The sequence below is a fragment of the Streptomyces sp. ADI95-17 genome (genome assembly GCF_003846175.1).
Classification (GTDB): domain Bacteria; phylum Actinomycetota; class Actinomycetes; order Streptomycetales; family Streptomycetaceae; genus Streptomyces; species Streptomyces sanglieri.
This window is the reverse complement of the sequence record NZ_ML123048.1, coordinates 27,037-38,277: the sequence shown is the minus strand read 5'-3', so window position 1 is coordinate 38,277 and position 11,241 is coordinate 27,037. Positions and strand designations below refer to the sequence as shown.

Annotated in this window: 8 protein-coding genes; 2 read left to right on the top strand and 6 right to left on the bottom strand. The window is 72.8% G+C overall.

Features of this window, described 5'->3' with window-relative positions; translation table 11 throughout:
• On the top strand, window positions 1-1,030 hold a 1,030-nt coding region (locus tag EES42_RS23355), incomplete at its 5' end, for an alpha/beta fold hydrolase (RefSeq protein ID WP_124720845.1).
• Window positions 1,031-1,497: 467 nt separating this feature from the next.
• Here EES42_RS23355 and sbnB read toward each other — a convergent pair.
• The 6 genes from sbnB to EES42_RS23325 form a co-directional block, all read right to left on the bottom strand.
• Complete coding sequence (sbnB, locus tag EES42_RS23350) at window positions 1,498-2,505, bottom strand: 2,3-diaminopropionate biosynthesis protein SbnB (RefSeq protein WP_124720223.1); 1,008 nt, start codon at window positions 2,503-2,505, stop codon at window positions 1,498-1,500.
• A 25-nt stretch (window positions 2,506-2,530) separates the two neighbouring features.
• Window positions 2,531-3,478 (bottom strand): 2,3-diaminopropionate biosynthesis protein SbnA, encoded by a 948-nt coding sequence (gene sbnA, locus EES42_RS23345; RefSeq protein WP_124720222.1) that lies wholly within the window; start codon window positions 3,476-3,478, stop codon window positions 2,531-2,533.
• Window positions 3,475-4,701, bottom strand: coding sequence for a glutamate synthase-related protein (locus tag EES42_RS23340; protein WP_124720221.1), 1,227 nt, complete (start codon window positions 4,699-4,701; stop codon window positions 3,475-3,477). Before EES42_RS23340 ends, sbnA begins: the two co-directional genes overlap by 4 nt.
• Window positions 4,698-5,711 (bottom strand): asparagine synthetase A, encoded by a 1,014-nt coding sequence (locus tag EES42_RS23335; protein ID WP_124720220.1) that lies wholly within the window; start codon window positions 5,709-5,711, stop codon window positions 4,698-4,700. The genes EES42_RS23340 and EES42_RS23335 overlap by 4 nt, the downstream gene beginning before the upstream one ends.
• Window positions 5,712-5,795: 84 nt before the next feature.
• Window positions 5,796-7,079 carry a methylaspartate mutase gene (locus tag EES42_RS23330; protein WP_124720219.1) on the bottom strand — a complete coding sequence of 428 codons (1,284 nt, stop codon included), beginning with the start codon at window positions 7,077-7,079 and terminating at the stop codon, window positions 5,796-5,798.
• A complete protein-coding gene (locus tag EES42_RS23325) occupies window positions 7,066-7,536 on the bottom strand; it encodes a cobalamin B12-binding domain-containing protein (protein ID WP_124720218.1) in 471 nt (156 codons plus the stop codon). The genes EES42_RS23330 and EES42_RS23325 overlap by 14 nt, the downstream gene beginning before the upstream one ends.
• A gap of 373 nt (window positions 7,537-7,909) precedes the next feature.
• Here EES42_RS23325 and EES42_RS23320 point away from each other — a divergent pair.
• Window positions 7,910-11,241: non-ribosomal peptide synthetase (locus EES42_RS23320; RefSeq protein WP_124720844.1), on the top strand; the 3,332-nt coding region annotated here is incomplete at its 3' end.

Here is an 11,241-nt window from a genome sequence, read left to right as displayed (position 1 = left end):
ATGGTCCGACGTCCTGGGCATCGACACCATCGGCATCCACGACAACTTCTTCGAACTGGGCGGACAGTCGATCAGCTCGGTGCGGGTGGTTTCTCGGCTGCGGGACGCCGGTCTGGGCGTCGCCCTCCAGCAGTTCGTGCGGCACCCGACGGTGGCTCAGCTGGCGGCCGCGCTGGATGTCCCGCAGGCGGCGTCGGCCGGGCTGGTGGTGCTCCTGTCCTCCGTGGCAGACCCGGAGCTGCCCGTCCTCTTCTGCGTGCACCCGGGCGGCGGAAGCACCCATCCGTACCGGGCTCTCGCGCGATGCCTGGCGGGCAGGTTCACCGTGTACGGCGTCCAGGCGCCGGGACTGAACGCGGACGAGGTGCCGCTCGTCGGGTTCGAGTCGATCGCGGACCGGTACTGGCGGGAGATCCGCCGTGTGCGGCCCGCGGGCCCGTGCACCATCCTCGGATGGTCGACCGGCGCGGTGATCGCACACGCGATGGGTGTGCAGGCCCCGGAGGAGGTGGCCGGGCTGTACCTGTTGGAGCCGGCGGTGACCGGCGACGACCAGCAGGACCGCTTCCAGCGACACGCCGAGGTGTACAGCCGGGTGAACGAGCTGTGGCGCCGCGGTCAGGACGAGCACGGTGCCGAACGGGCCGCGACGGAGCGGGAGCTGCGGCGTCTGGCCCCGGAGATGAATCTCGACGAGGATCTGGTCACGCTCGACGAATGGCTTCCCTTTGCGGTGCTGGAGGCCGAGGTGCGCTCGCTCGCCGCCTACCGGCCCGGCCGCTCGGCGGCCAGGGCGACGCTGTTCGTCAGCGACACGGTGCGCGACGGCAGTGGCGACGAGGTTCCGGAGGCCCAGTACCTCGCTCACTGGCGCGGGCTCTACCCGGCGGGTCTGGCCCAGCGGGCGATGCCTGGGCGTCACATGGAGATGGTCAGGGGCGACGAGCAACTGGACGCCGTGGTCTCTGTGTTGCGGGCGGCAGCGCCGGGCGACGGCGCCGCCCGGGAACAGGAGCTGCTGCAGGTCTGACCGTGCATCGTCGCCGGAGTACGGGAGTCGGCAGAGCCGACGAGGGGCCCACCACGGAAACGTGGTGGGCCCCTCGTCATGTTCGGCGGCTCGCCGTCGTCCGTGAGCGGCGGCGGCCAAGGCCCGGGGAGCGCGCCGCCCCGCTCGGTCCCTTCTCGCCAGGCCCCACCAGGGCTCCACTCGGACCGACCGGGCCGGACCGCGTGGTGCACCGGGACCCGAAGGCCGTTGTGGGCCCGGCCCACGCTGTCGGCCCGGGGCGGTGCGGGGCTTCGGAGCCTCGGGGTCTCTCTGCCCGGCGCTGTCCCGGGCCCCCGCTGCCGGTGACCGTGGCCACCCCCGGTCCTCCCGCATTCGCTCTCTGCCCCTTTCGGCGCACATGCCGACGCCCCGGTCTCGTGGTTCCACCATGCGTTCGGTGGAAGCGCGAGACCGGGGCGTCGGAGGGGCGGCCGGCGCCGCTCGGCTCACCAGCGCTTCAGCCCGGGGAAGAAGCCCGGTATCTCGGTGGCGCGACCGGTGCGCAGGGCGGTCCGGTAGATGTGGTAGCCGACAGCCAGATCGAGGACGCCGAGGCCGAACGGGGAGAAGACGGTGGGGCGGTCGTGGGCCAGGGTCACATCGCCGCGTATCACGTCGGCCAGCGTGCCGTCGATGAAGTCGCGCGTGCCGTGCTCCATTTCCGTCAGATGGGGCGAGGTCTGCGCGGTGAGGCAGTGGTCGATGTCGTCCAGGACATTGTGGCACTTGATCATGACGGCGGGGTGGATGTCGCGCAGGGACAGGTTCAGGATGAGCTGGCCCGGCAGGAGGGTCTGCCGGTCCGTCAGCCAGGGCGCCGGCGCGGTGGTGGCGAGGACCACCAGGTCGGCGGTGGCCAGGGCGACGTCGATCTCCGCCACGGTGCGGGTCTGCCAGCCGTGGGTGCCGGAGGTGTGGGCGGCGAAGGCCTCGGCGTACGCGTCGACGTGGTCGTGGACCAGGCATTCGCGGACATTTGTGCCGCGAGCTGCGAGGAAGTCGGAGACGGTCCGGCCGATGACACCGGCGCCGACGAAGAGCACCGTCTTGGGGCCGTCGCCGTCGGCGAGGGTCTCCACGGCGAGCGCGGCGGACGCCGCGGTGCGGGCGGCGCTGATGCCGGACGCCTCCAGGCAGGCGAACGGGTAGCCGGTCTCCGCGTCGTTCAGCAGGAGAACGGCGGAGGCACGCGGCAGGTTCCGGCCCACGTTCTGCGGATAGCTGGCGATCCACTTGAGGCCGGAGACCGGTGTGTCGCCGCCGAGGTGGGCGGGCAGGGCGATGATCCGGGCGCCGGGATCGTGCGGGAAGCGCAGGAAGTGGCTGTTGGGGTTCACGGTGGCCCCGCGGCTGTGCTGGAGGTAGGTCTCCCGCACGAGGTCCAGGACGTCCGACGGCGCGGAGTCGATGACATCCTGGGAAACGGAGCCGTCGATCACGTGGAAGGTTGACATCGGTGGTTGCCTTTCGCGGGCGGGATCAGGTCAGGACGCCGAAGTTCCGCTCGACCCAGTCGTTGTTGTAGACCGTGCCGAGGTAGCGCTCGCCGAGGTCGGGAGAGATCGCGGCGATGCGGGAGCCGGCCGGGACGGTGTCGGCGCTGCGGCGGACGGCGGCCAGGACCGAGCCGGTGGAGCCGCCGGTGAGCAGGCCGTGGGTGCGGGCGAGCAGCCTGCACTCGCGTACGGCGTCCTCCTCGGCGACCAGCACCACGTCGTCGGCGAGGGCGGGGTCGAACAGTTCGGGGACGCGGCTGGCGCCCAGTCCGGGGATGCGTCGCGGGCCGGGTGCGGAGCCGAAGATGACGGAGCCGAGGGCGTCGACGGCGACGATCCGGGTGTGCGGCGAGAACTCGCGCAGGTACTGCGCGCAGCCGACGAACGTGCCGGTGGAGCCGACGCCGATGAACAGGTAGTCGAGATGCTGGATCGTCTTGAGCAGGGTGCGCGCGGTCTGTTCGTAATGGGCCCGAGGGTTGGCCGGGTTGGCGTACTGGTTGAGCCAGACCACGGTCGGGTCCGCTTCGATGTGGCGCCGGATGTGGGCGATGCGGGACTGGAGGAAACCGCCGTTGGCGTCGACGGTGTCGACGACGACCACCTCGGCGCCCAGGGCACGCATGTGATCGATGCTGGTGGCGTTGGTGTTCGGGTCGACGACGCAGGTGAAGCGGTAGCCCTTGGTGGCGCAGATGGAGCTGAGGGCGATACCGAGGTTTCCGGACGAGGACTCGATGACGCGGGCGCCCGGTGTGAGGACGCCGCGGTGCTCGGCGTCCTCGATGAGGCTCAGCGCGGTCTTCAGCTTGACGGAGCCGGCCGGGTTGAGGCCCTCGATCTTCAGGAAGAGGTCCGAGCCGGGCACCATCCGGGGCAGCAGGACGAAGAGGTCGTCGGTGACCAGCTCGTAGGTGTGCTCGTAGATCATGACCGGGGCTCCCAGAGGTCGTCGGGGCCGGTCTCCTCCGCCGCGTAGCGGCCCAGTGCGCTGACAGCCATGCGCAATTCCAGTGCCATGGCGTCCAGCAGGCGTTCGAGGCCGTGCTCGGGGTCCTCGTCGGCGGCGATCAGCGCGGCGCGGCCGAGGCCGACGGCGCGGACGCCGAGGGCGAGCAGCTTGACGGCGCGGATGCCGTCCCAGACCCGTCCGCTGGCGAGGAGGGTGCGGCCGGCGGGTTCGACGCGGCGCAGGCATTCGGCGAGGGGCAGTCCCACGTGGCCGAGGAAGCCGGTCGGGGCCCAGCCGGTGCCGCCCTCGGCACCGTCGACGGCGACGGCGTCGGCACCGGCGTCCCAGGCGATGGTGGCGGCCAGGCCGACGTCGCGGCCGGGGAAGAGCTTCACCCAGCAGCGGGCACGCGGGTAGTTGTTGCGCATGAGCTGGATCTGCCGGCGGAAGATCTCGTCGGTGAAAGTGCCCGGGCTCGCGCAGCGCAGGATCGAAGAGGCGTCGGGGCCCAGCCGTTCGACGGCGTACTGTCCGGCGAGATCGGCCGCGACCGCCTCGCTGATCAGGGTGAGGCCGCCGAGGCCGGGCTTGGCGCCCTGGCCCACCTTGAGCTCGAAGCCGAGGCGGCCGGTGGTCAGGAGGCCGGTCACTGCGGGGTCGCTGTAGACATGGTTCCAGACCTCGGAGTCGGCGTCCTCGGTGCTCTGCTGGACGCAGATGCCGCCCACTCCGTCGGGGAGTTCCTCGCAGTACGCCTGGACGCGTTCCAGCAGGCCCTTGCGGTGGTCGTCGCCGCTGGAGCGGAAGCCGTTCATGGGGGCGACGTTCTCACCGATGACCATGGGGATGCCCAGCCGTCCGGCCTGGCGGCTCAGGGCGAGGCCGGTGCTGGAGACACGGGTGGAGCCGAGCGCCGACAGGTAGACCGGCAACGGGGCGGTGAAGCCGCCGAGGGCGGTATCGAGGCGGACATCGGAGTAGAGGGGTTCGCGGCCGAGGTCGATGAGCTTGGCCAGGCGGCCCGGCATGAAGACGGGCGGGGCCAGGCGCAGTCCGTCGATCTCGTCGCCGGAGGATTCGGGGGTGGCGCCGAAGACGGTGGTGCCGTAGCTGTTCAGGGGCGGGAAGACGGCGGCGGCGCCGTCGCGGGCCCGGGCGCGGACGGTGTCCTCGGGCAGGCCGGGTGCAGCCAGCTGGGTCACGGCGACACGACCCCCGCGATCTTCGGGAAGGCTGTGGCCCGCCAGACGGAGTCCAGACCGGTGACCCAGCGGGTCAGGCGCTCCAGGCCGATGCCGAAGCCGGCGCTGCTGGGGATGCCGTGCCGGGCGACATCGAGGTACCAGGCGTACTTGGAGGGGTTCTCGCCGGTTTCGCGCATCCGGGTGACCAGGGCCGCGTAGTCGTACTCGCGTTCGCTGCCGCTGCACAGCTCGCCGCAGCCCTCGGGGGCGATGAGGTCGAAATTGAGCAGGGTGCCGGGCTCGGTCGTGCTCTCCTTGTCGTAGAAGCCGCGGGAGCCCTTGGGGTAGCCGACGATGAAGAACGGGGCGTCGGCCTGGCGGGAGATGCGCTCCTCGGCCTCCCACTCGATCTCGGTGCCGGCGGCCTGCGGGTACCCGTCGCGGCGCAGGCCGTCGACGACCTCGCCGTGCGGGACGCGGGCGAACGGCCGGGCCACGAGACGGCGCAGGGCGTCGGGGTCGCGGCCGAGGACGGCGAGGTCCTCACCGCACTCGTCGACGACGGTGGTCACGGCGTGGCGGACCAGCTGCTCGGCGACGCCCATGGCGTCGTCCCGGGTGGCGCCCCCGTACTCGACGTCGATCTGCCGGAACTCGGTGAGGTGGCGGTGGGTGCTGCTGGTCTCGACGGGTTCGAGGCGGACGTTGGGCGCGACGAGGAAGATGCGGTCGAAGGCCAGCAGCGACGCCTGCTTGTAGAGGATGGCGCTGGTCATCAGCTTGTAGCGGTGGCCGTAGTAGTCGACGTCGACCTGCTTGGCACCACGCGAGCCCGGGTCGGTGACGGGGCCGATGACCGGGTGGGCCATCTCCACGGCGCCGTCGGAGCGCAGGAAGGAACGGGCACCGGCCACGAGTGCCTGCTGGACGCGCAAGGCCGCGTGGGTGCGCGGGTCGCGCAGGTGTTCCAACGGTGAGGGCAGTGCGGCGGCCTCGGGCGCCGACGGAAGATCTGTCTGAAGTGTCATGTCTGTCGTGTCCTGTCCTGTCGTTGCCGGGTCGGGGGCACCAGCCACCGGTGGCGGAGGGGCTCCGGGGCGGGGCCGCTCGGATCAGCTCGCCCTGTCGAGGCGGGCGGCGGGGTCGTCGTAGCGGTTCTTGACGTGGTTGAGCGCCTGCAGCAGTCCGGACGAGGTCAGCCGGCGGGACGGCTGTGCGGCGGTGGGCCGGCCGAGCGGGAGCGACCCGGTGCGGGACCACTCCAGCCGACCGCGGTCGGAGATGAAGCTGCGAGTGCGCCCCGCGTTGTCGGGGTGCAGGCAGAAGGGGACGTCGAGGTAGCCGTGGGCGAAGGCACGGATCAGGGCCTGGCCGAGGTCGTCGTGCAGGTGCAGGACGGCCTCGACGAGGGAGCGGGCCTCCGCCTCGATGCCGGTGGACGGCGGTGGAGCGGCCGGCCGCGTGGCGCGGGCGGCAGCGGCGGCGGTCTCCAGCGCGATGACGTTCTCCTCGACGGAGGGGATGCGGGCCGACTCCGCCGGTGTCTTGACGATGAGCCGGGCGGCGCCGGTGCGCACGGCCAGCCGGGCGGCGTCCGCCACGAGCCGCAGCGCACCGTCCCAGGTCTCCGGGTAGACACCCATGTACGCGTAGACGACCACGTGCCAGGAGGTGTCCGGGAGGTGGTCGGCGGCGAGGGCGCGCAGCGCGTGGACGGCCTCCTCGTCCTGTTCGCGGCTGGTCTGCTGGGCGTAGCTGAGGGAGATGCTGCGCAGTCCGTGCTGGCGGAAGAACATGGCTTCCAGGACGGAGAGGGCGACGAGCAGGGAGGGCGGGCAGAGCTGGCCCAGCATGCAGCCGCCGAAGGTCTCCAGGTGCGGTTCGGTGCCCGCCTCGCGCAGGGTGGCGAGCCTGAGACATGCCTCGGCCCAGGCGCGGACCGAGGTGGCCAGAGGGGTGCGGCCGTAGGGCAGGCAGTAGGAGACGGGGCCGCCCTCGGTGGCGTCGAGTCCGGCGGCGATGAGGGCTTCGACGATCCGGCCGGGCTGTGCGGAGCCGTGCCGTACCTGGACGGGGAAACCGGGGCCGTGGACGCCGTCGAGGAGGCCGGTGGTGGTCTCGACCGGCATGCTGACCAGCGGATAGCCGTTGAGGTGGTGGTCCTGGGCGATGGCGCGGGCGGCGGCGGCGTAATCGCCGACGCGGGTGAAGCTGTCCAGAGTGAGGGTGCCGACGGTGGTGGCGTCGGCGGCACGGGTGGCGATCAGGCCGGTGCGCATCCGGGCGGGGTCGGCGAAGCCCATACGGGGCTGCACGACGAGGCTGCCGGTGCGGGCGGCGTCGGCAACGAAGCGGTGGAAGGCGCCGCCGGCGGGGCCCGGTTCAGCGGACGGCATCGGCGTGGGACTTTCCGTGCCGGTGCTCGGGCAGGGCCTCAAGCAGGGCGAGCAGTCCGGGGACGGCGTTCGCGCCGGTCAGGACGGCGTCGAAGCCGGCGTCGGTGAGCGAGGCATGGACGTCCGGGGCGATGGTGCCCGAGGTGTCCAGCTTGCCTCCGACGACGAGCGGCACCCTGGCCAACGTCGGCACGGCGCGCACCGCGCGGGCCAGGCCCGGGGCCTCCTCGGCGCCGTGTCCGTTGACCGTGCTGACGACGATGAGACCGGGCGGGCGGGCCGTGGCCTCCTCGATCAGGACGTCGACCGGGACGCACGCGCCGAGATTGGTGACCTCCCAGCCCTGTTCCTCCAGCAGTAGTTGCAGGAAGAGCAGGTTCCAGGTGTGTGAGTCCGAGGCGATGGTGGTCAGGACTGCGTGGCGCGGGCTGTCCGGGGGCTGGCGATGCGGGTACACGACCGGGTTTTCCTCTCGACACCGTGATGGGGCCGCGACCGCTGCGATCGGGCCGGGTACCCGTGAAATCGCCCTCCGTGTGGGCGTCCGGGCTGTGCACTAGTGACGCCGTCCATGGTGGATACCGGTGATCGCGAGCGGCACTGGGCAGTTGTGACCATCCCGAGGGGCGTCATTTGTGTCCACTGGGGTCGCTCGTCCGCGCGTCCTAGCCTGCTCGTCGCGGACGTTCGGCGCCGGCGGTCGCGGTTCCGTCGGCGGCACGGTGCCCGGCCCGCCCGGGCCCCCCGCCCTGCCCCTCGCCGCGCGCCGTACGACGTGCCGCCCGTGAACCGTGTACCGCTGACGATGTCCTGACGATGGGGAGTGAACGGTGGCTGATCACCAGCTGGGGGAGTGGCGGCACGCACTGGCGGGCCTTGAGCCGCTGGAACTGCCGTCGGACCGCAGGCCGTCGGACGACGGACCGGGCTCTGCGGACCGGGTCCCGTTCGACGTGCCCGCCCGCACCGCCGACGCGCTGGCCGCGCTGGCCCGCGATCGGGGCGTGGAACTGCCCACGGTCCTGCTGACGGTGTTCCACACGCTGCTGGCGCGGCACGCCGGCCGCGGAGACGTTCCGGTGGCGGTGCCGGCGGACGGCACCCGGGACACGGATGCGGCGACCGTGGTGCGGGGCGCGGCCGACGACCCGGCGTTCACCGAGGCCCTGGCACATGTCGCGCGAGGCATGGCGGACGCCGTCGGCCGTGGTCCGGTGCCGCGCGCGGTGCTGGCGGACGCGGCCGGCGGCACGGTGGCGTGGTTCGCGTGGCGCACAGCAGGCCGGGAGGCCGCCGCGTTCCCGCCGGACGCGCACGTCACGCTGGAAGTCGTCGCGGACGGCGGGAGGTTGAGCGGTTTCCTCGGCTACCGGACCGATCTGTTCGAACGGGCCACGGCGGAGCGGATGGCGGGGCACCTCGCGACGCTCGCGCGTTCCGCCGCCGACGCGCCCGGGGAGCCGCTCAGCGCGCTGGAGATGCTGACGGAGCCGGAGCGGCACCGGATCCTGACCGAGTGGAACGGGCCCCGGTCCGCGTTCCCGGACACCGCGACCGTGCACCGGCTGGTGGAGGAGCGGGCCGCGCGCCGGCCCGACGCGGTGGCCCTGGAGCACGGCGGGCAGCGGCTGACCTACCGGGAGCTGGACGAGCGGGCCGAGGGACTGGCGCGGTACCTGGCGGAGCGGGGCGTCGGCCCCGGCGCGCTGGTCGCGGTGTGCCTGGACCACGGCCCGGACCTGGTGTGCGCGCTGCTCGGCGTGCTCAAGTCGGGTGCCGCCTACGTGCCGTTGGACCCGGCCTACCCGGCCGAGCGGCTGCGGTACATGGTCGAGGACAGTGCCGCGCCGGTGGTGGTGACGCAGTCCGCGCACGCGGGCCTGTTCGCGCCGGGCACCGCGCTGCTGCTGGCCGACCGGGAGTGGCCGGCCGGCACCGGCAGCGCCCCGGTCGCCGCTGCGGGCCCGAACGACGTGGCGTACGTCATCTACACCTCGGGTTCGACGGGCCGCCCCAAGGGCGTGCGGGTCGGGCACCGGGGTGTCGTCAATTACCTGCACTGGTGCGACCGGAACTATCCTCCGGCGCCCGGTGCGCGGATCGGTTCGCTGCTGTGCTCGTCGGTGGCTTTCGACCTGACGGTGACCGCGCTGTTCCTGCCGTTGGTGCAGGGGCTGTGCCTGGTGGTGCCGCGGCCGGAGCCGGGAAGCAGCGTGTTCGACGCGGCCGTGGACATCGTCGCGACCGGCGTCCCGATCAGCTTTCTGAAGGCAACGCCCTCGCACCTGGAGCTGCTGACCGCCCGGCTGGAGCAGGACGGCGTCCGGCACGGCATTGCCACGGTGGTCGCAGGTGGCGAGGACCTGACACCGGCGCTGGCGCACCGGGCGCTGGTCCTGGGCACCGGGGACACCGCGATCGTCAACGAGTACGGGCCGACCGAGGCGACCGTCGGCAACGTGGTCAGCCGGACGGTGTCGGTGGACCCGGCGGCGGACCACGTGCCGATGGGCCGGGCGATCGACAACACCGAGGTGTACGTGGTCGGGGCGCACGGTCAGGTTCAGCCGGTCGGAGTGCCCGGCGAACTGCTGATCGGGGGTGTCAACGTCGCCCTCGGATATCTGGGCCGGCGCGATCTGACAGCGCGGCGGTTCGTGCCGCACCCGTTCTCGGCCGATCCCCGGGCACGCGTGTACCGTACCGGCGATCTGGTGAAGTGGCTGCCGGACGGGCGCCTGGTCTACCTGGGCCGTATGGACGACCAGGTCAAGCTGCGTGGGCACCGGGTGGAACTCGGAGAGATCGAGAATGCCCTGCTGTCCCGGCCGGCCGTCGCGGCGGCCACGGTCGTGGTCCGCGAGGACGTCCCGGGCGACAAGCGGTTGGTGGCGTACCTGGTGCCGGCCGGCGGCACGGCCGTGGCCGTGGCCGGGCTGCGCGCGGCGCTGGCGCGGGAGCTGCCCGAGCACATGCTGCCCGCACGGTACGTCGTGCTGGAGCGACTGCCGCTCACCCCGAACGGCAAGGTGGACCGGCGGGCGCTGCCCGTACCCGAGGGCCACCGCCCGGACGTCTCCGCCGCGTTCGCCGCGCCGCGTACACCCACCCAGCGGGCGGTCACCGGCATCTGGGCCGAGCTGCTGGGCGTCGACGAGGTCGGCGCGGACGACGATTTCTTCGAGCTGGGCGGTCACTCCCTGCTGGCCGTCCGGGTCGCCTCCCGGCTGCGTCGGGACCTCGGGGTGGATGTGCCGTACCGGACGCTGTTCGACGCGCCGACACCGGCGCTGCTGGCGACGGCCGTGGACGCGCTGGACCCGGGAACCTGTGCCGCGATCCCGCGGGCGGACCGGTCGACGGGTGCCCTGCCGCTGTCCTTCGCGCAGCAACGCCTCTGGTTTCTGGACCAGCTGGCGCCGGGACGGGCCGAGTACGCGATCCCGGTGGGGCTGCGGGTCGAGGGGGATTTCGCGCCGGACGCGTTCGGTGCAGCGCTGACTGCCCTGGCCGCCTCGCACGAGATCCTGCGGACCCGGTTCGTCGCGGACGCCACCGGACATCCCTTCCAGGTCGTCGACGCCGTGCGGGAGGTCGCGGTGGACGTCCACGACGCCAGACACCTCGGCGCCGGCGCCGCGCGCGAGATGCTGCGCGAGGCGGCGGGACGGCCGTTCGACCTGGCCACCGGGCCGCTGCTGCGTGCTGTGGCGGTGCGGGTGGCCGACACGGAGTGGCTTGTGCTGCTCACGGTGCACCACATCGTCTCCGACGGCTGGTCGGAGGGCATCCTGGCTCGACAGCTGGGCGAGCTGTACGGGGCGGCGGCGGCCGGCCGGTCGTGCACCCCGGCCCCCTTCGGCCTCCAGTACGCGGACTTCGCGAGCTGGCAGCGCGAGGTGCTGGACGGTCCGGCGCTGGCCGGGCAGTCGGCGTACTGGCGGGAGCGGCTCGCCGGAGTACAGCCGCTGGAACTGCCGGCCGACCACCGACGGCCGGCCGAGCGGTCCGGCCGGGGCGGCACGGTGTCCTTCTCGGTGCCCGCCGACGTGGCCGCCGCGGCCCGGCGGCTGGCGGCGGGGCAGGGGGCGAGCCTGTTCATGTCGCTGCTGGCCGTCTTCCAGCTGCTGATGGCGAAGTACAGCGGGCAGGAGGACATCGC

Bases quoted from the DNA above. Each gene is read 5' to 3' on its own strand.
- sbnB (WP_124720223.1), bottom strand. From the start codon at position 2,505: ATGTCAACCTTCCACGTGATCGACGGCTCCGTTTCCCAGGATGTCATC.
- sbnA (WP_124720222.1), bottom strand. From the start codon at position 3,478: ATGATCTACGAGCACACCTACGAGCTGGTCACCGACGACCTCTTCGTC.
- EES42_RS23335 (WP_124720220.1), bottom strand. From the start codon at position 5,711: ATGACACTTCAGACAGATCTTCCGTCGGCGCCCGAGGCCGCCGCACTG.
- EES42_RS23330 (WP_124720219.1), bottom strand. From the start codon at position 7,079: ATGCCGTCCGCTGAACCGGGCCCCGCCGGCGGCGCCTTCCACCGCTTC.